This window comes from Paenibacillus sp. JNUCC 35, from assembly GCF_058269095.1.
Genome location: NZ_CM177771.1, coordinates 3304608 through 3331056, shown reverse-complemented (window position 1 = coordinate 3331056; position 26449 = coordinate 3304608). Strand labels below are relative to the sequence as shown.

Annotated in this window: 22 protein-coding genes; 16 read left to right on the top strand and 6 right to left on the bottom strand. The window is 52.8% G+C overall.

The genetic code is table 11. The annotated features are described in order from the left end of the window. Positions 1–18 precede the first annotated feature (18 nt). Entirely contained in the window at positions 19–570 is a 552-nt protein-coding gene (locus AC2TF6_RS15105) for a PepSY-associated TM helix domain-containing protein (protein ID WP_491307441.1), read from the bottom strand. Positions 571–894: 324 nt separating this feature from the next. On the opposite strand from AC2TF6_RS15105, the gene AC2TF6_RS15100 reads away from it, so the two are divergent. Next, positions 895–1314 (top strand): CBM96 family carbohydrate-binding protein, encoded by a 420-nt coding sequence (locus AC2TF6_RS15100; protein WP_491307440.1) that lies wholly within the window; start codon positions 895–897, stop codon positions 1312–1314. Between the two features lie 142 nt (positions 1315–1456). On the opposite strand, the gene AC2TF6_RS15095 is transcribed toward AC2TF6_RS15100, so the two are convergent. After that, entirely contained in the window at positions 1457–1993 is a 537-nt protein-coding gene (locus AC2TF6_RS15095) for a GNAT family N-acetyltransferase (RefSeq protein ID WP_491311663.1), read from the bottom strand. Between the two features lie 156 nt (positions 1994–2149). Further along, positions 2150–2863 (bottom strand): 2OG-Fe(II) oxygenase, encoded by a 714-nt coding sequence (locus AC2TF6_RS15090; protein ID WP_491307439.1) that lies wholly within the window; start codon positions 2861–2863, stop codon positions 2150–2152. Positions 2864–3358: 495 nt separating this feature from the next. Between AC2TF6_RS15090 and AC2TF6_RS15085 the strand changes: the two genes are divergently transcribed. The 11 genes from AC2TF6_RS15085 to AC2TF6_RS15035 all read left to right on the top strand — a co-directional run bounded on the left by AC2TF6_RS15085 (position 3359) and on the right by AC2TF6_RS15035 (position 18768). Further along, positions 3359–4396 carry an EamA family transporter gene (locus tag AC2TF6_RS15085; RefSeq protein ID WP_491307438.1) on the top strand — a complete coding sequence of 346 codons (1038 nt, stop codon included), beginning with the start codon at positions 3359–3361 and terminating at the stop codon, positions 4394–4396. A gap of 188 nt (positions 4397–4584) precedes the next feature. After that, a complete protein-coding gene (locus AC2TF6_RS15080; protein WP_491307437.1) occupies positions 4585–6903 on the top strand; it encodes a helix-turn-helix domain-containing protein in 2319 nt (772 codons plus the stop codon). Positions 6904–7108: 205 nt separating this feature from the next. Then, positions 7109–8734 carry an extracellular solute-binding protein gene (locus tag AC2TF6_RS15075; RefSeq protein WP_491307436.1) on the top strand — a complete coding sequence of 542 codons (1626 nt, stop codon included), beginning with the start codon at positions 7109–7111 and terminating at the stop codon, positions 8732–8734. A 95-nt stretch (positions 8735–8829) separates the two neighbouring features. After that, a complete protein-coding gene (locus tag AC2TF6_RS15070) occupies positions 8830–9786 on the top strand; it encodes an ABC transporter permease (protein ID WP_369996351.1) in 957 nt (318 codons plus the stop codon). Between the two features lie 18 nt (positions 9787–9804). Next, a complete protein-coding gene (locus AC2TF6_RS15065) occupies positions 9805–10680 on the top strand; it encodes a carbohydrate ABC transporter permease (protein ID WP_491307435.1) in 876 nt (291 codons plus the stop codon). A 12-nt stretch (positions 10681–10692) separates the two neighbouring features. Next, a complete protein-coding gene (locus tag AC2TF6_RS15060) occupies positions 10693–12960 on the top strand; it encodes a glycosyl hydrolase family 95 catalytic domain-containing protein (protein WP_491307434.1) in 2268 nt (755 codons plus the stop codon). Next, positions 12957–13607, top strand: coding sequence for an SGNH/GDSL hydrolase family protein (locus AC2TF6_RS15055; RefSeq protein WP_491307433.1), 651 nt, complete (start codon positions 12957–12959; stop codon positions 13605–13607). Before AC2TF6_RS15060 ends, AC2TF6_RS15055 begins: the two co-directional genes overlap by 4 nt. 174 nt (positions 13608–13781) lie before the next feature. Next, complete coding sequence (locus AC2TF6_RS15050) at positions 13782–15659, top strand: chondroitinase-B domain-containing protein (protein WP_491307432.1); 1878 nt, start codon at positions 13782–13784, stop codon at positions 15657–15659. Positions 15660–15898: 239 nt separating this feature from the next. After that, a complete protein-coding gene (locus AC2TF6_RS15045) occupies positions 15899–16495 on the top strand; it encodes a TetR/AcrR family transcriptional regulator (protein ID WP_491307431.1) in 597 nt (198 codons plus the stop codon). 152 nt (positions 16496–16647) lie between these two features. After that, entirely contained in the window at positions 16648–17847 is a 1200-nt protein-coding gene (locus AC2TF6_RS15040) for an MFS transporter (protein ID WP_491307430.1), read from the top strand. A gap of 54 nt (positions 17848–17901) precedes the next feature. Further along, positions 17902–18768, top strand: coding sequence for a proline iminopeptidase-family hydrolase (locus AC2TF6_RS15035; protein WP_491307429.1), 867 nt, complete (start codon positions 17902–17904; stop codon positions 18766–18768). 263 nt (positions 18769–19031) lie between these two features. Here the strand turns inward: AC2TF6_RS15035 and AC2TF6_RS15030 are convergent, their stop codons facing one another. Continuing rightward, the gene (locus tag AC2TF6_RS15030) at positions 19032–19796 is read right to left on the bottom strand and encodes an SDR family oxidoreductase (RefSeq protein WP_491307428.1); all 765 of its coding nucleotides are present in this window, start codon (positions 19794–19796) and stop codon (positions 19032–19034) included. Positions 19797–19934: 138 nt separating this feature from the next. On the opposite strand from AC2TF6_RS15030, the gene AC2TF6_RS15025 reads away from it, so the two are divergent. The 4 genes from AC2TF6_RS15025 to AC2TF6_RS15010 all read left to right on the top strand — a co-directional run bounded on the left by AC2TF6_RS15025 (position 19935) and on the right by AC2TF6_RS15010 (position 23647). Next, the gene (locus AC2TF6_RS15025) at positions 19935–20375 is read left to right on the top strand and encodes an Lrp/AsnC family transcriptional regulator (protein ID WP_491307427.1); all 441 of its coding nucleotides are present in this window, start codon (positions 19935–19937) and stop codon (positions 20373–20375) included. A gap of 109 nt (positions 20376–20484) precedes the next feature. Next, the gene (locus AC2TF6_RS15020; protein WP_491307426.1) at positions 20485–20934 is read left to right on the top strand and encodes a GNAT family N-acetyltransferase; all 450 of its coding nucleotides are present in this window, start codon (positions 20485–20487) and stop codon (positions 20932–20934) included. A 76-nt stretch (positions 20935–21010) separates the two neighbouring features. After that, a complete protein-coding gene (locus tag AC2TF6_RS15015; RefSeq protein WP_491307425.1) occupies positions 21011–22009 on the top strand; it encodes a helix-turn-helix transcriptional regulator in 999 nt (332 codons plus the stop codon). 192 nt (positions 22010–22201) lie between these two features. Next, a complete protein-coding gene (locus AC2TF6_RS15010) occupies positions 22202–23647 on the top strand; it encodes an MFS transporter (protein WP_491307424.1) in 1446 nt (481 codons plus the stop codon). A gap of 141 nt (positions 23648–23788) precedes the next feature. Here AC2TF6_RS15010 and AC2TF6_RS15005 read toward each other — a convergent pair whose 3' ends face one another. Further along, entirely contained in the window at positions 23789–25243 is a 1455-nt protein-coding gene (locus tag AC2TF6_RS15005) for an esterase-like activity of phytase family protein (RefSeq protein ID WP_491307423.1), read from the bottom strand. A gap of 138 nt (positions 25244–25381) precedes the next feature. Then, entirely contained in the window at positions 25382–26161 is a 780-nt protein-coding gene (locus AC2TF6_RS15000) for a GNAT family N-acetyltransferase (RefSeq protein WP_491307422.1), read from the bottom strand. Positions 26162–26449 lie beyond the last annotated feature (288 nt).

Genomic DNA, 26449 nt, shown 5'->3' with positions numbered 1-26449 from the left:
CTCCTCCAAAGTTCAGATCTAGCCTGCGGCTTCCGCCTTTTTGCGCTTGCTTTTGCGTATCGACCCCGCTTTCAGAACACGGATGGAAAGCACGACGCCGGTGGCGGTCAGGAACATAATGGAAATGGCCGCGATATCGACGAACCAGGTAATATCTTTGCCGTACAGTTCACCGAAGTGGAGATCCCTGACAAAATTGTTGGTAGCGTTTACTTCTTTGCGGATCACGTTTCCGTACAGATCAATGACGTACAGGGTCTGATCGTCGTCACGCAGTCGGACTTTGTAATCGCCCGCTTGTCCGTGATGGCCGTCTCCCAGCGTATGGTTCATGACGAGCCGGGCCTCCGAGAGATCGAAAGCGCCTGATTGGCTCGCCTTTAAAACGGCTTCGGCCACATTTAAAGTCTGCTGACCGGAGTTTGAAGCTGCGGGAGCTTCGTACGTCTGAACCTGCTTGTTGAAACCCATGGTGCTCGTGTGGACCAGAAGGATTCCTGTTAGCGCTTCCACAAAAATAAAAATCGAAGCGATCAATCCCACCCACAAATGATATTTACGTGTTTTCATGAATGTCTTTCTTCCTCCTCTTTTGTATATACGGAATTTCCGTAAACCAATTATATCCATGAATGTGAAAATTAACATGACTCAACTGGGCTATATAGGAGAGGTTATTTTGCCGAATTATGGGATTATGTAGGGAAAAAAGTCAAAATTGTTCACATTTTCGGATCAAAAAGTCAACGAAGTTCCTGGCAAATCGGCCCGGTCTTTCTTAAGATAGGGAAAAACAAAGCTGAACCTTGAAAGGAGGGAGTCGAATGGGCAAAAAAAAACACGCCCGGACTAAAAACGGGCGGAAAGAATAATCGGATCGCCCGAATCATCGTCGTGTCGGCGCTTATTGTGGCGACGGCAGCCGCAGCGGCAGGCTACACCCGGAAGGCTTACCTCAAATTCGACGTCAGCGGTCTGACCGCCGTGACTTCTGCCAAGCTCCGCCTGTTCGGCGGCAACACGCAGGACGCTTCGAACGTCCAAGTCAAAGTGTCGGGAGCGGCCGCAGACGGCTGGACGGAGACGGGGCTAACCTGGAACAACGCGCCTGCCGCCGCCACCGGTGCCTTGTCCACCATCCAGGTCGGCGGGACGCTGACGTACTATGAACTGGATGTCACGTCTTTCGTCAAGGACCAGCTCTCCGACGGCATCGTCACGCTGATCGTGGAAGGAGTGTCCGATCAGGACCGTACGATCCAGTTTAACAGCCGGGAGAATCCCGCTAACAAGCCCGAACTGGTCGTGGATTAGCCGTGAACTAGCCGCCGCATAGCGCACAAGTGCTAATTTAGACTGCTGGAATGCTCCAAGATACGCGAGTCAGGCGAAAAAGCGCCAAAAAGGCTGCCGCGGATGTGCGGCAGCCTTTGCTGTGTGATCGGGCCGGTGCGAGTCAGTCTTCCCGGCTTCTCGTATACAGGTTTAAAGGCGGTGAAGAAGGGCCGGAATCGGCGTCTTCCCCGCTGCTGAGCGTGCCTGCGAAAGTAAAACGCAGCTTCCGCAAAACTTTAATCGAATTGACGTTTTCAGGCTCGACTTTGGCTTCGATGAGGTTCATTCCAAGCTCGCCGAACGCGTAAGCAAGCAGGCATCCGATCGCCTCGGGCGCGTAGCCTTTTCCCCAGTAAGCAGAGTCCAGATCGTAACCGATTTCCGCTCTGCGTTGTCCGGAATCGAGTTCATTGAACCCGCAGGAACCTATAATGGCATCCGATTCCTTCTCGATGACCGCATAGCGGACCGCCTTGTTTTCCAGGGCCAGTCCGTTCAGAAAGGCGATCATATCCGCTGCCTGTTTAACCTCCGTAAACGGGGCGATATCCATAAATTTCGTTACATCGGGAGAAGACCAGATCTCGAAGAGACGGGGGGCATCCGCTTCCGTCAAGGTCCGCAGTAACAGTCTTTCCGATTCCATCTTGTCTTTCATCAATAGCTTTACCTCCAGTTTCGTTAATTTTCGGCGGGTTAAAGTATTGATATCTGCGCATCGTTCAGTCCTTCCTCTATGTAGATATATCCAGTATACCTCAATGACGGGATTTCTGCATGAGTCGGACTTATAGGCCCGGAAAAGACAAGGCTGTTACTCGGCATCGTGAAAAACAAGTCCCAGACTGTAGCGTATGCCCGTCGTTACAGTGCTTACGCCATGCCGGAGCGTAGTCTTGTAGTCCCCCCGGGAGCCGGACACCGGACGATGGGTCGTCGGGAAAATCAGCCCCTCGCCGCGCTCCAGCGTAAGGACATGTCCTCTGCTCTGCGCGCGAGGCCGCTGTTCCACCAGCAGAAATTCTCCGCCCGTGTAATCCTGCTCTTTCTGATTCAGCGCAAATACGACCTGGAAGGGGAAGAACACGCTTCCGTATACATCCTGATGCAGGCAGTTGTAGCCTCCGGCTTCATACTTCAGGATGAGCGGGGTAGGGCGTGTTTGATCCTCCCGGCGGCACTGTTCCAAGAACCCGGATAACGAGTCCGGGTACAGGGTCTCTTGGTTCAGCCGCTTCAGCCAGGAGTTTGCGATGTCCGCCAGCGGCGGATAAAACGCTTCGCGCATCTCCTGAATCACATCCGGAAGGGGAGCGCGGTAGTATTTGTACTCGCCGAGCCCGAAACGATACCGGGCCATATTGATCGTGCTGCGGTAAAGCCGCTCCTCCCCGTAGCCGCCGATAAGCTCCTCGCACTGCGAGGATTCGAGCATAGGAGGGAGTTTCGCATATCCGTGCTCGTCCAAGGACTGCCGGATCGAATCCCAGTCCAGTCCGGCGATACGATCCGCTATATTATCCGGCATGACGGGCCCCTCCTCCGGTACATAAGCCGCCGCTTACATTGGCTGCGAAGATGGCGTGTATGGCAGTGTTTGTACGGACCGGTTCCGACGATGTCGGGATAAGCGAACCTTTTGTCCGGGCCTGCAAAAAAGTCCGGTGCAGGACAAAATCAACGGAATGATTTTTCATGACAGATGATCCTTTCTCTCGGTTAATAACGGGGTACAGCGTTTTGGGCTATCCCAAAACAGTATACCTCCGGAAGGACAGTTGCGTACCGGTTCCGGAATGAAACCGCAAGATAACGAAATGCGGGCCCAGCTAATGAAACATTTGCATAAAAGATCGGCCGGCATCCTGCGGAAATCAAGTGCCGGCGTAACCCGGAAACTGCAGTGAGCAGAAAAAGCTTGCCCGGGACCGGGTATACAGCCGGCGGTATGAAAGGCTATTATGTCTATAAAGATGATAGGCATTACAACATGGTTGATTGTATGGAGCGGAGGAAACAAACAATGTGGTTTATGTATGCTTCACTTGCCGCGGTCTCATTCGGGCTACGCGGAATTTTGTACCAATGGACTTCCCAGCGGCGCACCGACCGGAATGTGCTGCTATTCGGCGTTTATTTGTCCGGCGCCCTGATCTCGTTTGCCGTTAATTTGTTTGTTAACCAGGCATGGAGCTATGGTGTGTGGCTCGGGGTTCCAATGGGGCTTTTCTCCTTTATTGCGAACGCGTCGATGTATAAAGGCTATTCGGTCGGCCGAGCCTCTCTGATCGCGCTGTTTACGGGTCTGCCGCCGGTGGTTGTGGCGACTCTTGCCTATTTCCTGTGGGGAGAAGCGCTCGGCATCGTGCAGCTGGCCGGTTTTTGCATCGTCATTCTCGGCCTGCTCGTCATCCGATATTCGCATGATCTGAAGCTGGGTCAGCTGCAAGGAATCCAGTGGGGGCTGCTGACGATGCTGTTCTTCGGCTTTACGGATTTATCGTCCAAACAGGCGACCTTATCGGCAGCGAATACTTTGCCTGTATTAACCGTCATGTACGGGACAGGCACGATCCTGTTCGCATGCATGTACCTGTTGTCCAGGCTGAAGGTTCCGGCGAAGACGGGGCAGAAAATCACGGCGGTCGGTTCGCCGCACGAGAGCCTGCACGACCGGGAGACCGGTTACGGCCCCGATGCGCAGCACGCCCGGATTTCCCGGCACTCCGACGGGGACAAGAGTCTTCCCGGCAGCGAAGACGATCGCCGGTCGCACCCTGCCACGGGCGGCACGGACAATCCGGCATCTCCTGCGTGGTCGATGAAACGGACCGTGCTTTGGGGGATGACCGTGGGCATCACGAACCTGGCCGGGATGCTGTTCATCATCCCCGCATTCCGGGGAGGCGTGACGGGGATCGTATCCGCCATCAGTGCGATGAACGTCGTGCTGGTTCTGCTGTACGCGCAGTTCTACCTCAAAGAAAACATCTCCGGAAGAGAAGCGTGCGGCATGCTTCTGGCCTTGGCCGGTATACTTGTGGTAAGACTGGCGTCATGACGCGGCGCTGCCGCATTTATAATGAAGCGGAGATATCATACTGCCAGCCTGTTCCACTGAGAACACTGGCTTTTTTTACGCACCTTTACAAAAAAATCATAAAAGAAGCATGACCCGCGTTCATGTTCCCGGTTCTCCTTTTCGGTATAATGTTCAATAAAGCGTTTACATTACAAGGTGGCGGGGGAGTGTACAGCCTGAAGAGAATACGATTTAACCGACGCAGCGTTATTGTAACCTGGCTCATTTCCTACATAACCGTGCTGCTTGTTCCCGTTCTGATCAATGGTGTGATTTATATGGTGACGTGGAATGTGGTCGAAACGGAAGTCAACCGGTCCAATGAAGCCGTGATCAAGCAGATGGAGCAGGCGATCGACAATCATTTGAAAGGCATCGAAAGGCTTAGCGTCGAAATGGCGCTCAACAAACGGCTTGCGGGGTTTATCCATGCGGGCAGCCCTCTGACGGACAACGATCACTATGAACTGATCGGCATTGCGGGCGATCTGGGCGTATATAAGGTGGCCAACGATTTTATCGATCAGATTTATATTTATTACAAAAACAGCGATACGGTCATATCATCCCGTGAACGCACGGACAGCCGTGCCTTGTATGAGACTTTACGCGAAAACGAAGGCACGGGCTACGGCGAATGGAAATCTTTTTTCGATAAAAGATTTATCCAGGAGTATGCGCCGGTGACGCTTACGGAGAACGGCAGCAAAACCGGCGCCGTCCTGTACGCCAAATCGGTTATTCTGGACAATCCCGATCTCCCCGGCGGTGTCATTCTTTTTGTGATTAAAGAGTCCAAGCTTCTGGCTAATCTCGCGCCGGTTCATAATTCCTCCGTGGCCGTGCTGGACGAGAAAAACCGGCTGCTGGCTTCCTCCGGCACCGGCCCAAAGACCGATTATCCGGCCTACGGGGAGCTCTCCGGCAAGAGCGGGCTCGTTTACAAAGAATCGGCCGGAAGGAAGCTGGCCGTGTCTTACACCACATCCGAGCAGACCGGCTGGAAGTACGTGTCGATGATGCCGGCGGAGATTTTTGACGAGAAGATGAAGCATATGTCGGTTCTTATTTTTGTGAACTTGTTTTTGAGCCTCTTGATCGGGGGGATTTTGACATTCCTATTCCTGAAAAAGAACTACAGCCCCATCCATGTTCTGATCCGCAATCTCTCCACCAAGTCAGGTCTGGCGTTCGAAGAAGGGTCCAATGAATACGGCTTTGTCCAGAACGCGTTGAACAACGCTTTTGCCGAGAAGGAGATCGTCAGCAGAAGGTTGATGCAGCATCGGGATGCGATCCGGTCCTACTTTCTGCAGGGGCTTCTCAAAGGCAGGCTCGATCCCAATGTGCCGGTTCATGAATCCCTGGCCGCTCATGATATCGGATTCCCGCATGAACACTATGCCGTCCTGCTTTTCCGGATCGATCAATTCGGAAAGTGGGACGAGCCCGGCGGAGGCGACGCCAAAAAAATCCGGCAGATTCATTTCCTTCTGATGAACGTGGCGGAAGAAACGGCTGCGGCCGGAAGCTGCAGTGCGGTCACTGCCGGGATAGACGATATGCAGGCCTGCATTCTGAATATCAGTCCCGAAGCCGACGAACAAGAGATCCGGCGGCTCGCTCAGCAGGTGAAAGCGTTTCTGTCGGACCATTTTCAGGTCCGGTTAACGATCGCGATCAGCGGCGTTCATGCAGGTCTCGCGGGCGTTCCTCTCGCTTATCAAGAAGCGCTGGCCGCGATGGAATACCGCATCGTCATGGGAAGCGGGGAAGTGATCGCCTATGGGGATTTGCCCGGGGGAGACGAGTCCGGGGAGGCGGCTTTCTATTCCTATCCGATGCATGTGGAACAGCAGCTGATCAACTTCGTGAAAACGGGGGATTTCGGGCAAGCGAATGCGCTCGTCGAACAAGTTATTGAGCGCAATGTGGTGCAGAAGACGCTTTCCGTGCCGCTAAGCCGCTGTCTGCTGTTCGATCTGGTCGGCACTCTGCTCAAAGCGCTCGATGAAATCGGACTGCCGGGCAAACGGGAGCTGATCCGCGAACTGAATCCGGCCGAACGGCTGGCGGGCTCGGAGACGCTCCAGGAAATGACGGCCGGAATGCGGGAGGTGCTGTCACGCGTATGCGGGTTTATCCAGGAAAGCCGCAAACCGGAGCACGATCAGCTCAGCCGGCAGGTAACGGAGTATGTGCGGCAGAACTACAGCTCGGAAAATCTGAATATCAGCATGATCGGAGAAGCGTTCGGTCTCACGCCTTCTTATTTGTCCAAGCAGTTCAAAGCGCAGACGGGCGAAGCGCTGCTGGACGTGATCCAGAAAGTCCGCCTTGCGGAAGCCAAGAAACTGCTGTCGCAATCAAGCGACCCGATCATTGAAATTGCCCGGAAAGTCGGCTATTCCGATATCAATACTTTCAACCGGATTTTCAAAAAATTCGAAGGCGTCACACCGGGCAAATACAAAGAAATCCTGTAGAAGCCGCCCCGTGCGGTTTTTACGCTTTTGTGTGCTTTTTACAGACGGATTGTGGTTTTTACAGGCTGCCGGTCAACCCGGATTTCGGCAAATTGATGGGCCATTCCGGTTTTTGAAGATATCTTTTGGAGGCAGCGGCAAGTCATACTGACACTGAGATGCGCGACACAACCGTGCATACGTGATTTTGAAGAGGAGGGTTTGCATGGTCAGACATTCGGGAAGAAGAAACAGCCGCTCGGGCGTCATCGTCATTCTGGCAGCTTCGGTTATGCTCGCAGCTTGTTCGGCCGGTGGAAGAGGAGGGAAGGAAGAGAAACAATCGGCGGTGGATTCGGAACCCGGCAAATACCCGGTTCGTGCGGAAGAAACGCTAACCTCGTGGGAGCCGATGGACACGAACCTTTCCGCGTTCGTAACGAATCTGGCGGACTCACCGTTCGGCAAACAGCTGGAGAAAGAAACGGGCATCAAAGTCAAGTACACGCACCCGGCGGACGGTCAGTCCAAAGACCAGTTCAATCTCTTGATCGCGTCCAACAATTTGCCCGATGTGATCGAGTACAACTGGAGCGGCGGCAGCGGATCGTACCCGGGCGGACCGGAGAAAGCTATCGCCGATAAGGTGATCATTCCGCTCAATTCGTATATCGACAAGTACGCCCCGAACTTGAAAAAGCTGCTGGAGAAAGACAAAGAGCTGGACAAAATGATCAAAACGGACAGCGGTAATTATTACGTGTTTCCGATGATCCGCCCGGAGAACGGACTCGTATTCCGGGGACCCATGATCCGGAAGGACTGGCTGGACGAATTGAAATTGGACGTTCCGGTGACGATCGACGACTGGTACACCGTTTTGAAAGCGTTTAAAGAGCGCAAAGGGGCGGCCTCGCCGTTTTCCGCCTTATACCAGAACGAGTTTAACATCCAGGACGCTTTTATCGGCGCCTACAAAACGGCAAACCGTTACTATATCGACGACCAGGGGAAAGTTAGGTACGGTCCGGTCGATCCTCAATTCAAAGAGGCGCTGACGCTTCTGCGCAAGTGGTATGCGGAGGGGCTGATCGATAAAGATTTCGCCCTCAATACGGATTCCAAATCACTGGATACGAAAATGCTGAACGACAGCACCGGTGCGACGGTTCATCTCCTGAGCGGCGGAATGGGAAGATGGATGGATACGGGAAAGAAGAAGAATCCGAATTTTCAGCTCGTCGCCGCTCCTTATCCGACGCTGACCAAAGGCGAGCGCCCGTTCATCGGCCAGCGGGATTTCAAGTATAATCCGGCTGCCAGCAAAGCGGTTTCGGATGCCTCTAAAAATCCGGAGCTGGCCGTGAGGTGGCTGGATTACGCGTACGGTGAGAAGGGCAGTCTGCTTTTTAACTTCGGGACGGAAGGCGACAGCTATACCCTGAACAACGGCACGCCTGCATTTACCGATAAAATAGCGAAGGACGGGAAATACACCCTTCAGCAAATGATTTCCCAATACACGAAACCGAACGGCCCTTACCTCGGGGACAGCCGGAAGAACTTCAATACATTCAAGCAGCAGGACGAGGCCCTGAAAATATGGTCCGAGACCGATGCGGCGAAGCATGTTTTGCCGCAGTTTATTACGCCGACCGTAGAGGAGAGCAAAGAAATCGCCAAGCTGAACACGGCTATTACGAGCTACAAGGAAGAAATGTTTATCAAGTTCGTGATGGGAAAAGAGCCTCTGGATAAATTCGACGAGTACGTAAAGCGGATCAAGGAGATGGGGATCGATAAAGTGACGAAGATTTACCAGGATGCCTTCGACCGCTACAACAAGCGCTAATAATATGCTTTGCGGCAGCCCGTTAATCGGATTTTACCGTGTGAACAAGTACGTCTCACGGCCGGAGCTGCCGATACGAACGGAGGAATTGTGTCATGGCTGCCATAAATCAGGAAGCTCTGCCGTACCCGGCCGCAAAAAAACAGGCCCGGACCGGCCTCCTGCTCGATATCCGCAAAAACAAGCTTTTGTATGTGATGCTGCTGCCGGTGCTGCTTTACTATGCCGTCTTTCACTATGCTCCCATGTACGGCGCTATTATCGCTTTTAAAGATTTCTCGCCGAGGCTGGGCATCTGGGGAAGCGAATGGGTCGGATTCGCCCATTTCGAGAGTTTTTTCTCCGGGGCTTATTTCTGGAGGACGATCAAAAATACGATTCTGATCAGCTTGAACGAACTTGTCTTCGGATTTCCGGCGCCGATCATTCTGGCCCTGCTGCTGAACGAAGTGCGGAACTCGGTTTTTAAGCGGACGGTTCAGACTGTGACTTACATGCCTTATTTTATTTCCCTCGTCGTGATCTGCGGCATCATTAAAGATTTTACGGCCAGCAGCGGCGTAATTAACGATATCATCGCTTTTTTCGGCGGCGAACGCTTAACGCTTCTGTTGGAACCGGAGTGGTTTCGTACCATTTATGTGTCCTCGGGCATTTGGCAGCATATCGGATGGGGGACCATCATCTATTTGGCCGCCTTGACCGGCATCGATCAGGAACAATACGAAGCGGCCAAAATGGACGGCGCCGGGCGCTGGAAGCAGATGCTGAACGTTACGCTGCCCGGACTGATGCCGACCATCATTATCCTGCTGATTCTGGAGCTGGGCCGTATGATGAACGTCGGTTTCGAGAAGATCATCCTGCTCTACAATCCGAGCACGTTCGATACCGCAGACGTCGTGTCTTCCTATGTGTATCGTGTAGGGCTCCAGGAGTTTAATTACAGCTTCAGCTCTGCGGTCGGTCTATTTAACTCCGCGGTGAACTTCACGCTGCTTCTCGGTTCCAACTGGATCAGCCGGAAGCTGAACAGCACGAGTCTCTGGTAGGAAAGGAAGGAATCCTTAGTGAACAGACGGACTTTCTCCGAACGGGCGTTTGACGGCTTCAATCTGCTTTTGCTTACTCTGCTCATGCTCGTAACGATCTATCCTCTTGTGTATGTTGTGTTCGCCTCGCTCAGCGATGCGGGAGGGCTTCTTGCGCACAAAGGTTTTTTGTGGAAGCCGGTCGGCTTCTCGCTGGACGCGTACGCGAACGTTTTCCGCAATCCCATGATTCTGAAAGGCTACGCCAACACGTTTTTCGTAGTCGTCCTGGGTCTTACGTTCAACATTTTGCTGACTTCGCTCGGCGCCTACGCGCTGTCCCGCAAAAGTCTCGCTTACCGCAAACGGATCATGCTGTTCATCGTGTTCACGATGTTTTTCAGCGGCGGGCTCATCCCTTTTTATTTGACGGTCAAAGGGGTGGGGCTTGCGAATACGCTGTGGGCGCTTATCATTCCGACGGCGGTCAACACATTTAATCTGATTCTGATGAAAACGGCTTTCGAGGGCATCCCGGATGCACTGGAGGAGTCGGCCAAAATCGACGGGGCGAATGATTTCGTTATTTTGTTCCGGATCGTCCTGCCGCTTTCGCTTCCGGTCCTTGCCGTCATGCTGCTCTATTACGGCGTCGGCCACTGGAACGCGTGGTTTAACGCCCTCATCTTCCTGCAGGAAAGATCCATGTTTCCTTTGCAGCTCATTTTGCGCGAGATTCTTCTGCAGGGGGAAGCGAATGCCAATCTGGGCGCATCCGAAGGCGACGTGGCTATGCTCACCGTCACGCTTAAGTACGCGACCATTATCGTCGCAACGGTGCCGATCCTGCTCGTGTATCCGTTTTTACAGAAATATTTCGTAAAAGGAGCTCTCATCGGAGCGATAAAAGGATAGGAGTGACGCTTCATGAAGCAATCCGTAACAGACCGTCCGCGTCTGGATCTCGATTGGCGGGCTTTTATGGCGGAGCACGATATGGAATGGGTCGTGAAACCGACGAGCTGGAATGAAGGCGCTTACATCGGGAACGGAACGATCGGAGCGATGGTCTACGGAGCGGAAAATGCGAAAAAGCGGCGGACGCTCCGATTTGTTATGGGCCGCACGGATGTGACGGCAACCCGTACGGATCGTGATGATTTTAAACCCCGTGTGCCGATAGGCGAAATGAACCTGGAGCTGGCGGGTCTGATTTATAATCCCGCACGGCTGAGGGTGGATTTGTGGAACGCCGAGCTTCGGGGCTCGCTGACTACGACATGCGGAGAAGTGCGCATCAGGGCGCTTGTGCATGCCGAAGAAGCGGTCATGTCCATTGAACTTGAAACATCGGAGGAGGAAAGGGAGGCACGCCTGGAATGGGTGCCTCACTCCGAAGTAGACGATGTGCTCAAGTTTGCCGACGGAGTCAACGTGAATCAGTACATTCCGCTTGCCGTGCACGAGACGTCTTGGGAAGATGGAGTGACTTTTGCTATCCAGCGTTTCGCGGGAGGGGAAGAATGCGGGGAAGGGTGCGTCACCGCCTGGAAAGTCACGCAATTGCCTGAAGGACGGAGAGCTGCCTTCGTCTCCATCCAGAACAGCTGCACCGAAGAGGCGAGAAAGAACGCGGCGGAAGCCGTCCGGAAAGCGGCGTCCGCCGATTTCGGCGAATGGGTGTCCGCTCACCGCAGGTGGTGGCACGACTATTACCGCCAAAGCTTTCTTTCCATCCCCGACCGGCGTCTGGAAAGTTTTTACTGGATTCAGATGTATAAACTGGCCTCGGCGGCAAGGGCGGACAGTGTCCTGCTGGACAATCAGGGTCCTTGGATTGCACCGACCCCCTGGGCCGGGAACTGGTTCAACATGAACGTCCAGATGAGTTATTCCCCGGTGTACGCGTCCAACCGTCTCGCGATCGGAGAGTCGATGGTCAAAGCGGTAGCGGATAACAGAGAGCATCTGAGGGAAAACGTTCCGCAGCCGTACCGCCATGATTCCGCTGGCCTTGGGAGAAGCGGCAGCTTTGACCTCCGCAGCGAGGTAGGCGAGGAAATCGGGAACTTGACTTGGCTCTGCCACTGTCTGTGGCGGCAGTACCGTTATTCCATGGACGACGGGCTGCTGCGGGATGTCCTGTATCCCGTGCTGCGCGGAAGCGTAAATTACTACTTGCATCTGCTTCACGCGGGCGAGGACGGGAAGCTGCATCTGCCTCCGTCAATCTCGCCGGAATACGGCTCGTTCAAACGGCTGACCGTCAGCGACTGCCATTACGACCTCGCGCTGCTCCGGTGGGGATGCGAGACGCTGCTTGCCGCAGACGCACGGCTCGGAAGCGGCGATCCCCTTGCCGGCAGGTGGCGGGAAGCGCTGGACAACCTGACGCCGCTGCCGGTGGACGAAAGCGGCTATATGGTCGGCCGCGGGGTCCCCCTTGCCTTCGGGCACAGGCACTTCAGCCACCTGTTGGCGGTTTTTCCGCTGCACCTGGCCAGCCCGGACCGGGAAGAGGAACGGGAAGTGATCGCCCGTTCCCTCCGGCACTGGCTGGACAGCGAAGGCGACCTGCGCGGCTTCAGCTTTACCGGGGCAGCTTCGATCGCCGCTGCACTCGGCTGGGGGGACGAGGCTTTGCGCCTGCTTCATACACTTCTCGGCCTTATCAAGCCGAACACGATGTACAAAGAAGCCGGGCCTGTCATCGAAACCCCACTTGCCGGGGCCGAATCGCTGCACGATATGCTGCTGCAAAGCTGGGGCGGCACGATCCGGATCTTCCCCGCTGTGCCGGAAGAGTGGCGAGAGGCCGCCTTCCACGACTTGCGCGCCGAGGGCGCCTTCCTCGTCAGCGCCGTCCGCCGCGCCGGGGCCACGTCTTTCGTGAGGGTCAAGAGTCTGGCGGGGGAGCCTTGCGAAATCCAGACGGGCTGGACTGGCACGGTTCACTGGCGGCTGGCCGGAGAGGCCGTGCGTCATGATGTGCAGGTGACGGACAGCCGGGAATCGGTTATACTTCCGCTAAAACAGGGGGAGGAAGCGATTCTTTATCCGGCCGGCGAAGAACCCGAGCTGCGGATCGGACCCGTTGAGGCTAAGACGGGACCCGTCCGGTATTTCGGTGGTTCCAAGCCTTGGCGTCTGCACGGATTTCCGTTCCGCAATTTATTAGAGGAGGATCGGACATGAAGGAGCACAAAGATAGGACGGTCGGAAGGGGAGAGCTTCTTCTTTTTCAAGGAGACAGCATTACGGATACCAGCAGAAACCGCGAAAATCATGCGGACCTGGGAAAAGGCTATGTTCAGATGATAGCAGGCTTGTTCGGCGCCGCTTGTCCCGGAAGCCGGGTCACTTTTCTCAACAAGGGGATAAGCGGAAACCGCGTCAAGGATTTGCAAAACCGCTGGCAGCAGGACTGTATCGACTTGAAGCCGGATTGGGTCACCATTTACATCGGGATCAACGATTGCTGGAGAAGGTATGACCGCAATGATCCCACGTCCCTGGAGACGTTTGCCGCGGGATACCGGCAGCTTCTGACGCGCACGACGGAAGAAACGGGAGCCCGGATCGTGCTGATGGAGCCTTTCGTCCTTCCCGTGCCGGAAGACCGCAAGGCGTGGCGGGAAGATCTCGATCCGAAGATCGGAGTCGTACGGGAGCTGGCCCGGGAATTCGGAGCTAGGCTGGTTCCGCTCGACGGCTTGTTTGCCGGCGCTTCCACGGAAGCGCCGGCCAGCTACTGGGCTCCGGATGGGGTACACCCGTCGGCCGCCGGCCACGGACTGATAGCCCGGGCATGGCTGGAGACGATGAAGGTGAAGCTTTTTTAAAGAAGAACGCCGATATTCCGGATTTTGAGGAGTCTTTTCGAGAATTGAAGATAGCTTTTACGGGACGTTTGCGGTATACAGGAAGTAGAGTGCGCACTCTGCAACCTGTTTCACGGAAGGAGTAAAGAACTGCAAGTCAGGCGCTGAAAAATACGCTCAAAAGGATGTGCTGTGATGAACGCCGGTAATCGTACCTTTTCTCTCATTTTGTCTCTTTGTCTGCTTCTTATGCTGATTCCCGCTCAGGGCTATGCGGCGAATACGAAACTTTCCGTACCCGCTTCCGCCGTAACGGCGAGCAGCCATGACGGCAACCTGCCGGCTAATACGGTGGACGGAAACCTATCGACCCGCTGGTCCGCAAACGGTAACGGCGAGTGGATTCGTTTCGATCTCGGTTCACTCCGTAAAGTCGCCTATATCAAGGTTGCCTTCCTGACCGGTGACACGAGAACATCGACTTTCGATATTCAGACTTCGGCGGACAACGTTACGTACACGAATGTGAAAACAAATGTGACGAGCAGCCTGAACGCGCAGCTTCAGACATTTGATTTCGCGGATGTATCCTCGGTGCGTTACGTGAAACTTGTCGGGCACGGCAACTCCGTCAATTTGTGGAACAGCTACACGGAAGTCGAAATTTACGGGGAAGACGACAGCCAGGGGGGAATCCCCGTGTCCACTTCGGAAGGACTGGCAGCGGCTCTGAAAACCGCAAGCGCCGGACAAACGATTGTGCTGGCGGACGGTAATTACACGGTTAGCGGTAATAATCCGTCGATTTTAATTCAAAATAGAAACGGAACAGAGGCAAGCCCCATTACGATCAAAGCCGCAAACCGGGGGAAGGCCGTCATTACAGGCTCGACCACTTTCGAAGTCAAAAATTCCTCTTACGTTACAATCGAGGGCTTAAAATTTGCCAATTCGGCCGACAAGGGCGTCTTATTGAACGGTTCCCATCATATCCGGCTGACGCGGAACCAGTTTGCTTTACCTGCCCGGGGGGTAGCCACCATCTGGCTTCAGGTTAGCGGTGCGAACAGCCATCATAACCAGATCGACCGCAACGATTTCGGCAATAAAACGGATACCAATCCTCTGATCGCCTATGAAGGGGATGGACAAGGGAATATTTCCCAACATGACGTGATTGAATACAATTATTTTCACGATGTAGGACCATGGGTGGCGAACGGCAAAGAAACGATCCGGCTGGGATTGTCCAAAATCTCGCTTTCCGACGGTTTCAACAAAATCCAGTATAATCTGTTTGAAAATACGGACGGCGAACCGGAAATCGTATCCGTAAAGAGCAGCAATAATACCGTACGCTACAATACGTTCAAAACTTCCAAGGGCGGACTTACTTCCAGACATGGCCATAGCAACAGTTTCTACGGGAACTTCTTTCTGGGCGACGGGGTAGAATCGGAACAGGCGGGCATCCGCATCTACGGGAACGATCATAAGATTTATAACAATTACATGGAAAATCTGACGAACAGCGCGATTATTCTCGACAACGGCAATTACGACGGCGGAACGGGCGGTTATCCTTCGAATCCGAGCGAAGACGATCTGAGAGCTCAGTGGAGAATTTACCGTGCCCTGGTAGTCAACAACACGATCGTCAACAGCACGACCGGTATCGTAGTCGGTTCGGGCAAAGCGTTCACTCCGGTAAACAGCAGAGTAGCCAACAATATCGTGAAAAACAGCTCCGGTATTCTCTATAACGAGGCGGCAACGACCAATACGGTATTCGAAGGCAACATCGGATACGGAGGGACCGTGACAAACAAAGGCAGAACGTCCGCTGAGATCTGGAATAAGAATCCGCTGCTGACGGCCGTGCAGGGGCTGCAGAAATTATCGGCTTCCAGCCCGGCGATCGATTATGCCAAAGGCTCCTATCCTTTTGTCCAGGAGGACATGGACGGGGAAACCCGCTCGGTTAACGATGCCGGAGCCGATGAGCGTTCGAGCGCGTCAAGCTTTACGAATCATCCGCTGACTCAAGCGGAAGTGGGCCCGGATGCTCCCTGACTTTTAAGGGGGAAAGAAAGCTTCGCTATCCGCAGTCTGCAGGGGGATATGTAATGGAGCCGGCACAGATTGTGCCGGTTTTTTTCCATGACTTGAAACGAAAGCGAAGAATAAAAAATTTGCCTTAATCGGCTGTTTTTGATAAGATACAGAACGAACGTTCAGTATTATTGTCCTGTGAACACGACCGGCAGGTACGGATGCCGTCAAACCATCCACGAAGGAGTGAAGCGGAGCGGATGAATAAAAAGCAGCTGCAAAGCGAACAGACAAAAAAACGGGTTGCCGATGCTGCCAGGACCTTGTTCGTCCAGAAGGGGTACAAAGCCACTTCTATCGAAGATATCGTGGAGGCCACGGGCAGCAGCAAAGGGAACATTTATTATCATTTCAAAAGTAAAGAAGGCTTATTTCTTTATCTGGTCGACGAATGGGAACGCGAATGGGAAGAAAAGTGGATGGAAAAAGAACCGCTTTACAAAACAACGACCGAGAAGCTCTTGGGAATGGCGGAACAGATGGTTATCGAAGATTTGAACCATCCCTTGACCCAAGCGGCCGACGAGTTTTTTAATAACGAAGAGAAAACGAACGACGTGGAAGAACGGATCGCCGAGCTGGTGAACCGGCATTTAAAATTCAATCAAGTCCTGATTCAACAGGGGATGGACAGCGGTGAATTCAAAGGCGCCGAGGTGGAACCTCTTGCGGTGATTCTGGAAAGTCTGATCATGGGGCTGAGCCAGATGTCGCGGAAATCGTCCACGGCGGAAGCATTGAAGCTGTACCGGCTGGCTTTCGGCGTCTTCCTGCACGGAGTAGCGAAACCGAGCTGACAAGGCAGACTGCCGGTGACAGCTGAGGAAATTTTCGATTCGGCGCTTTGGCGTCTTTTATTACGCCTTCATACTGAACGAACGTTCAGTATATGAAATTAAGGGAACCCGGGATAGACTAAATAGACAGATTTGTGGAGGAGGGGATGGAAGTGGATTTGCTGCTTAAAAATCGAGGAGCCGTACTGCTTCTCATGCTTAATATTTTTCTCGTATTTACCGGTATCGGACTCGTTATTCCGATCATGCCGACTTATATGGACGAACTTCATTTAAACGGGAGCATTATGGGCTTCCTCGTGGCCGCGTTTTCGCTGACCCAGCTCATTTTCTCGCCGCTCGCGGGCAGGCTTTCCGATTCGCTGGGCCGGAAGAAAATGATCGTGGCCGGTATGGTCATCTTCACCGTGTCCGAGCTGCTATTCGGCGTAGTGAGTTCGCCCGTTCTGCTTTTCGCTTCCAGAATGCTCGGAGGGATAGGCGCGGCGCTGATCATGCCTTCGATTATGGCTTACATAGCCGATGTCACTACAACCGCGGAACGGGCCAAAGGAATGGGATTTATCAACGCCGCGATCACGACGGGCTTCATCATCGGCCCGGGCATCGGCGGCTTTATCGCGGAATTCGGCATACGTGCGCCTTTCTACGCGGCTGCGGCCGTCGGCGCCGTCGCGGCGGTTGTCACGCTGTTTATTCTGCCCGAATCGAAACCGGTGGAACCGCCCGTCAAAGCCGGAGCGGTTCCTGCGCAGAAGCAGAGCTTTATGGCCCAGATGCTGAGTTCGTTCCGGGAACCGTATTTCATCAGCCTTGTCATCGTCTTCGTGATGTCTTTCGGCCTGGCGAATTACGAGACGGTTTTCGGACTTTTCGTGGATCATAAATTCGGATTTACACCTAAAGATATCGCTTTTATCATTACGTTCGGTTCTATTTCCGGAGCGGTCGTGCAGGTCACGATTTTCGGCTGGATCTTGAATCGTTTCGGGGAAAGAACCGTCATATCGGTCTGTCTCGCTATGGCCGGTCTGTTCGTTTTATTGACTCTGTTCGTCCATCAATACTGGATGATTGTTGTCGTGACGTTTATCGTATTTTTGTCGATCGATATTTTGCGTCCGGCGATTGGTACTCAGATGTCTAAAATGGCGAACGAGCATCAGGGATATGTAGCGGGCCTGAATTCGGCTTATACCAGTCTCGGAAATATTACGGGTCCGATCGTGGCCGGGGTTCTTTTCGACCGGAATTTGAATTATCCGTATGTGTCGGCGGCCCTGATCTTGTTTCTATGCTTCGCCTTGTCCTTGCGGGCGGGAAGAAGAGGATCGGCATCCGGTATTTCGTAAAGCCGCAGAAAGCTTTATACTAGAAAGATGAAAAGAAAGCGGGAGGCATGCAGGATGCGGCATACAGAAGGCTATATCGAGGTACCCGGCGGCAAAGTGTGGTACAGCTCGGCAGGAGAAGGCGGCGGAACGCCCCTGCTCGTTCTACACGGCGGCCCGGGCAACACTCATGATCCGCTGAAAGCGGCCCTTCACGTGCTGGGAGACGAAAGGCCGGTTATTTTCTACGATCAGCTCGGCGGAGGGAATTCGGACAGACCGGGAGATGCCTCCTTATGGCGTACGGAACGGTTTATCGAAGAGCTGGCCTGTGTGAGAGAAGCTCTCGGCCTGGATGAAGTTCATATACTCGGGCATTCCTGGGGCACGATGCTCGCGGCTTCCTATTTGATCGAACGCAAGCCAACCGGAGTGCGGAGCGTCATTTTCTCCAGTCCCTGCCTGAGTGCGGCACGCTGGAAAGAAGACGCGGACCGGTTCCTGGCTGAATTGCCGGATAAAGTCCAAGCGGTCATTGCGCGCAGCGAGGAGCAGGGCACAACGAATTCGGATGAGTATCGGGATGCGATGAAGGAATATTACAAAAGGCACGTATGCCGAATCGACCCTCTGCCTGCGGTCGTGCTGGAAAGCCGGGGCAAGGCTAATAAGGACATTTACATGTCCATGTGGGGCCCTTCCGAGTTTTGTCCGACCGGCAGTCTGAAAACGTACGACGTGACACCGCGGCTTCATGAAATTAACGTGCCGTCGCTGTTCCTGTGCGGCCGGTATGACGAAGCGGCGCCGGAGTCTACGTTTTACTATCACTCGCTTGTCCCTCAGTCGGGCTTTCAAGTGCTGGAGAACAGCTCCCATGCGGGATATCTGGAAGAACCGGAGGAGTATGTCCGTATCGTACGGCGCTTTTTAACTTCATAAGCAGGCTGACAAAAAAGACAGACTTTCTTAAAAAGGAAGTCTGTCTTTTAAGTTGGAAAACGGGTATTCAAGCGCTGAGGGCGGGATGGTGACTGAAGGGGACCCGGGGGTAACCAGCAGTCTGCCATCCGAAAGGAAGACGACACGGTTGCCGAGGTTTAACACGTGATATCCGGCCCGCATCGCACCCTTAGATTTACCAAGGGGTGCTCGTCCCTTAACCGCTCGCTCCGCAGCTCTGGACTAACGTCGCTGCCCGGTTCTTAGAGGCGGGCGCCGCCGGATACATCGAGAATCTGGGCGGTGACCCAGCGGCTGTCCTCTGACGCCAGAAAGGCCGCCGCATCCGCGATATCTCCGACTTGTCCGAGCCGGCCGAAGGCGGACATGCCTGCCGCGTACTCCCGGACCGACGGATCGCTCAGGATGTCCGCGTTGATATCGGTTTCCGTGTAGCCGGGAAGGATCGTGTTCACGGTAATGCCCCTTTCGCCCAGCTGTTTCGCCAGCGGCAGGGTCATGGTGTTTAAAGCGCCTTTCGTCAACCCGTAGGCAATGGAAGCGGGGAACGCGATGCGGGTTTCGGCGGAGGAAATGTTCACGATGCGTCCTCCGGTGCGCAGCCGGGGCAGCGCTTTTTGAATAATGAAAAACGGTGCCTTGATGTTAACGGCGATCAGCTCATCAAACTGTTTCTCGGTCGTGGTTTCGATGGACCCTTGTGTGCCGATTCCGGCATTGTTGACGAGAATATCGAGGGATGTGCTGCCCGTATGTTTGATGGTGAGCGTGTCCAGCTGCTCGAACAACCGTTCCACGCCCTGCATGGAGCCCAGATCGGCCTGTACGCTAAAAGCTCTTCCGCCGGATTCCGTAATTTCGGCAACGGTCTGTTCCGCCGCCTTCTTGTCCCGGCCGTAATGAACGGCTACCCATGCACCGTCATGGGCCAATCTCTTGGCGATCGCCTTTCCGATTCCGCGGCTTGCTCCGGTGACGAGTGCCGTTATTTCGCGCAAATTCTGCATGCCAATCATCCTTTCCGGTTCTATACAGTTAATTATATGGAAATTCGGGTGAGGAGACAGGTATAATCAAAGGGATTCATGCCGAATCACTTTCCGTTTTATAAGTAAAACCGCTAAACCGCTTTAGGAGGATGATGGATGAGAGAAACGGCAAAGCCCGACGATACCGACCGCAAAATCATGAACTTACTGCATACGAACGCACGCATGCCGGTTGCCGAAATCGGCCGCCACATCTCCATGACCCAGCCGGCAGTGAGAGAACGCATCCAAAAGCTCGAAGAGCAGGGGATTATTACCGCCTACAAAGCCAAATTCGATCCCGGTAAATTAGACCGGGGCATACAGGCATTTATGTTGTTTAAAACCGTTAAATGCCGGGAGTTTGTCCGTTATTGCGAATCTTCCCCGGAGGTTGCCGAGCTGTACCGGATAAGCGGGGAGTTCAATTATATGCTGAAAACGAGGAGCGAATCGATGGAATCGCTTGCCGAGTTCCAGGACGCGATGATGGTTTACGGAGTATCGAATACGCTGATCATCATGCACGCTCACGTGGAGGATAAAAGTCCGTTTTGACTCACCCGGACAAATAATATCCGGGAACATGTTCCGGTTTTTTTACAAATGAAGCCAGGCCTGTTCCCGTTTGAGACTCAGGCACAAAATACAGATAGGAGTAGACAAAATGGCAAACGGACAGGGGTTTAAAGCCTTAGAGGAGCAGAACCTTGAGATCTTGGAGACGTGGTTTGAAGACAGAGAGGTTTACCGGCGATTGGGGGGAATGCTCCCTCTTCGGAAATGGTACGGTTTTATCCGTGATAATCCTACGTACCGGGTTTGGTTGGCATGGGAAGAGGATAGGCCGGTAGGAATCGTGATGGCCGAAATGGAGGAAAATTTTACGAGCAGTATAGCGGTGCTCGTTGACCCCTCCTTGCGAGGCAGGGGATACGGCAGGGAACTGATCCGGAAAATGATGGCTCTGTCTGAGATGAAGGCCGTCCGGAAATGGTACGCCGGAATCGAGAAAGACAACACGGCATGTCTGAAATGCTTTCAGGCTGCCGGGTATACCTATGAAAATCCGGAACCGGATTCAGACGGTTTTTACTCGCTCCATTATTTCAGTTAAACGATCACCGGATTTCCGAATCGGGCATTTGGTAATGCAGATAATCTCTAGAGTAATCAGGCAAGAAGGTGTCCATTTGACTTTATATATAGTTAATAGCGAGGTGCACAGCCTTTTCGATCAATTTACGGATCTGATTCAAGGACAATCCCGGCTTCGGGCATGGGAGCAGCATATTACGATTCCGCACGAGATTGGACAAGGAAGCATCCTCAGGACGCAAATCCGTCCTGGCATGGAAATCGTGATAACGGACCTGACCTATGCGCAGGATATGAAGCTGCGTATTCAGGAGGCATGTCCGTTGTTTGAGTTAAGTTATTGCCTTAGCGGCGATATTTATTGCGAGTGGGGCGGCAAGGAGAGCTATACCAATCATTGGACGGGCAACGTGCTATTTTTCGAGAATGAATTGGTATATGAAGAGAAAAAGGCGGGTGTCCGCAATCATATGCTGGAAATCCGCTTGTCTCCGCAGGAGCTGTTTCATTATGCGGCCGATCTTACCGAGAAACAGAGGATGGAATCCTGGCTGCAGCGGCATAAGGGCAACATCGATAAATACCCGAATACGCCGGAAATCCATCACTGTGTGTCGGATATGCTAAACTGTTCTTATGTTGGAGCGATGAAACGGCTTTACATGGAGAGCAAAGCCATGGAGCTGATCGCTTTGTTCGGGGAAGTAGAAGGCTATGAAGCGGAGATTGGAAAACAGTTTTTGAACCGGGATGATCTCGCGAAGCTGGATCAAGCCAGGGAACTGGTGATTCGTCATTTCGAACAGCCGTTATCGATTCGGGAGCTGGCGAGAAAGGTCGGACTCAATGAATTCAAGCTGAAAAAAGGTTTTCGGGAACGTTTTGGCATGACTGTATTTGAACTGGTCCGCAAGCAGAGGATGGAAAAGGCGCTTTATTGTATGGAAGTGCAGCGGATGAACGTCGGGGAAACGGCGGTGTCCGTCGGCTACAGCAATTTCAGCAATTTCGCGGCAGCCTTCCATAAAATTTATGGATATAATCCGAGTGAACACCTCAAGATGTTATCCCATCGGGATGCAAAAACAGAATAGATCAGTTTAACCGTTTAAAAGGGATTTCGGACATAGGTATCATGTTCGGAATCTTTTTTTGTTCCTCCCATTCCTTCTATAGGGAGAGAAAATACCTGTGCAGGTAGAACACCGTTTCATTCTCGCTGATAATAAGGATCAATTGGTCATGCTGGTTGATCTTAATTTGGCGCTGAATGGGGGGGATTAACAATGGATGATTTGATTCCTGCACGTACAAGAGAACCCGATGCGGCACCGCACCCCGATCCACGCCGCTGGATGGCTTTAGTCCTAATTTTGCTGCCGACGCTTCTGATTTCGCTGAACAATTACATGATGCAGGTGGCACTTCCGGTGATGCAGGCGAGCGTCCATGCCAGCTTTGCCGAAGCGCAGCTTATTTTCTCGGGATATTCGTTAGGTCTTGCCGGTGCTTTGATTTTAGGCGGAAAATTGGGTGACTTATATGGCCGAAAACGCCTGTTACGGATCGGGGTTTCGGGTTTTACCTGTATGTGCCTGCTCGGCGCATTGGTATCGAACCCGACTCTACTCCTTGTCATTCGCATCATCCAGGGTTTATCGGCAGCGATGATCCAACCACAGGTTTTGTCCATTATGCAGAGCATCTTCCTCCCGCGGGAAAAAGGGTTGGTTTTTGCCATCTATGGGGCCGTTATCGGCCTAGGCTTCACCCTTGGCCTGATTTTGGGCGGGCTTTTGGTGGACTGGAACCTGTTCGGCCTTAGCTGGAGGATCGTTTTTCTAGTTAATGTGCCTTTTGGACTGCTTGTGATGTTGGGACTGCCGATCGTTCCCGAATCACGAGGGCATTCCGACCCGAGTATCGACTGGTTCGGCATTATTCTTGTTGTGTCCGGATTGCTTTTGCTCATATATCCGTTAACGATCGGGCAAAAACAAGGATGGCCGATATGGACCTCGGGATGCTTGCTTTTATCGCTCGTGCTACTGCTTCTATTCGTGCTTCATCAGAAACGGAGAGAAGAGGCGGGACGCGCGCCGTTGATGGAGCTTTCCATGTTCAAAATAGGTTCATTCCGGATCGGAATCATCACAGAGGTCGTTGTCTATCTCAGTATGTTCTCTTTCTTTTTCATTTTAAATTATTATTTGCAGGCGGGACTGAAATTCGATCTTGAATCGACCAGCCTTGTTTTTTTACCGCTTGGCTTGGGGTTTTTCGCCACTTCATTCATGTCGGCGTGGTTGGTGAAAAGATGGGGAGATGCCGTATTAAAAACAGGGACGCTTACGATGGGAGCGAGCTTATTTATGCTGATTTGGTCTCTGCATGCCGATGCCGTGCATTTCTTTCATTTTCAAAATATATTGATTTTGTCGGTATACGGGCTGGGTCTGGGCATGGCGACAACACCGCTTGCCCATACAATCTTGAATCGCGTGCCGGCGGCATCGGGCGGAACCGGTTCGGGGCTGTTTACGACTTTTATGTATGTGGCGAACGTTTTGGGTGTAGCATGGATCAGCATTTTGTTTTCCGCTGCGCTGAATTCGCCCCTTGCCGAAGCTGGGCTGGGGGATTATGTCAGAGCTTTTTCCGTTTCAACCGCTGCGAGCGGAGTGCTGGCTTTCGCCGCTTGTGCATGCATTTGTATGTTAAAAGAGAAGTGATGCGACTGATGTGAGTAACTTACTTGAAGTTTACGGAAATGAGCTGCTTGGCATAGTTGGTTATTTACTCGAACCGATTCAAAAAACTAAAAACCCGGCGGACCGAAAAGGTCCTGACCGGGTTTGCTGATTTTGCATGTTTTACTTGATGGTATATGGGAGCTTGAACGTCCAGAGCTCGGTGCCGTTTTCCGGGGAGCTGCTGTCGACGCCGAAATCGTTGTCGTTCACAATGACAAGCGTATTCCCGTTTACGAGAGAAACGCCTTCGACTTTCTCATACGGATATTTGAAAGGGACCAGATCGAGCAGCGTCCGTTTGGAAGGAGGAAGGATGTTCTGGCCTTTCAGCTCGGCCGGGGACATTTGCTCCAGTGTTTTACCGGCTGCCTTGGTATCGTCGTATTTGCCGAGAATGTTGGTCGCGTTGGACAGGTCGATGGAATAGATACGCTTCAGCTGCGCTTTGTCTCCCGCGTTTTTGTCGCGTTCGTCGATAAGCAGCGTATTTTCATCCACCACCACAAGGTCCGAAATGACGATATCGGCTTGCTTTAATCCCTTGAAGTCTTTGGCGTCTTCCGAAAGATAAGCGAATTCGGCCACCGGCTCCAGCGTTTGCAGATTAAATTTGATGATACGCAGTTGACGCGAATTGTCGGATTCCTTGTTCGGGCTGCGCAGCGGGCTCTGCATCGCCATGAACATGTAGCGGCCGTCCGGTGTGATGCCTACCGCTTCGGCGCCGCGGTTTTGGCGGAGCTTGTTATAGACGGCCGGCAGTGTTTCACGGGCTGGCACAAGCGGTGTGGAAACTTGAGCGGCCCAGCCTTTGGGCACGATGCGCTCGATCAGGGTGCCGTCCCGTTTTACATGCACCAGGGAGGGGCCGTATTCGTCCGAAATCCAGAACGTATCGTCTTTGGGGTTGTAGGCCAGGCCTTCAACGTCAAGACCGTACGGATCGTAAGCGAGTTCTTTCTCGGCTTTGGCGTCGAAAGGCGCTTCGTCCCGGCCTTTGATGTTTGGCAAACCGCTGATGTTGGCTTTCCCTGTTGCCGGATTGATGCCGTTCAATTTAAGAGGGAATTGGTCGAGAATGTTGATTTGGCCGTCTTTAATTTCGATTTTGTAAATGGTCGGGGTATAATCGGCGAGCGGGAACGTACGGACCATGGTTCCTTTTACATCGACTTCTCCGTTCGGACCGCGGTCCGCCGTTGTGTAGAATACATTGTCGGGATCGCCCGGCAGGTGGGTCAGCGAGGAGCCGATGCCCATTTTGAGCCCTTTTACCAGATCGGGAGCATTCAGCTTGTATTTGCCTGTCAGTGCAGGCTTGTCCGTCAGAGAGACACGGCTGCGGAACTCGTCCCAATCGACGTATTTGCCGGTCGCTTCGCTGATTGCGCGAAAAGGCAGATACAGGCTGCCGTCGATGTTAACGGCCGGAACGGACGGAGCAACGGCTTTCCCGTTGTTAGTGTAGGTGACCGAGTCCGCCGTAGAGCCTTTCAGATCCGCGGCAAATGCGGACGCTGTTCCGGATATGAGCGTAAGTGCTGCCGATGCGGCGATAAGCCAGTTCTTTTTCATTTTTGCAGATCCCCTTCATAAGTCGGATAGTATGTATGAATTACTAAGCCTGACTATAGCAGGGCATTGTTAACGTTGAGTAAGTGGATGATAGAGATTTTGTAAAGGCGGGGCAGAGTGGCCAGCTGTCAATGACTCTCAGTCCGTGGAGTCGGGAGAAATCACATCCCACTTTCCAAAGAGCGTCAAACCCGCCGATTTAGCCAGCAACGTAGACGCCTGGTTATCAAGCTGACATCGGTACTGGGGTTCATATCCCTGCTTACAGGCATACTTATAGATAGAACGCACCACTTTGCGGGCGTGACCTTTTCCTCTGAAGGACGTAAGCGTCAATACGCCGAGATCCGCAATTTTCGCATTTTCCCAGGGATACATGCTCGCGGCGCTGACCAGGCGGTTTTCCTCAAAAGAACCGAACACCGCCCAGTGATCCAATTCCACATAAGCGTCGTCCAAGTCTTGTTCCGAGGCGGAGGACTCGAACTCGGAGAAAACCGCATCATCTTGCTCTGTTAACCGGCGCAAGTCACCTTCCAGGTTTTCTTGCAGCAATACGTTCTTATCGGTTTCTGAAAAATAAAAGAGATAATCTGCGCCATGCAGAGTGACTCCTGCTTCATTCAATTTCTGGCGAAAGATCTTTTCAGACAGGTCTTGTCGTTGATAAAGGCCTAGCTTATCGGCTACCGCAGGCGTAATGACCGCCATAACTCGACCGTCGATGGTTTCCAGCACCATGACCCGACTGTCTTCCTCCAGGTCTGGGTTGATGACGATAGTAAAGACTTCATCGCTGTAGAGGACGTCTCCGTTCAAAAATTGCATCTGCCAAAAGTCAGTTATCGTTTGTGAAAATAAAGGCATATTTTTTATTCGAATTTGTTGATTTGTCAATATGTTCACTTCCTTAGACATTTATAATTGCTCCAATCGTATCAAAATAATGAAAAGATTAGCTTGGGAATGTTTGAATTTAATCGAATTTTCCACAATTTAAAGTGTCCAAATCGTGGCAAAAACGATCGTTCCACTATTGGGCAGAGTTACCTTGTTGTCGCCACTGACGATGTTATAGTTCAGGCATAATCCTTGCTCATCATATACCGCCGAAACACCATTCTTTGGAAAATCGCTTCTCATTTGGGCAAAAAAAGAACGGGACGCGGCAGCCGATACGTCGGCTACCGCGCCCGGAAAGCCGCG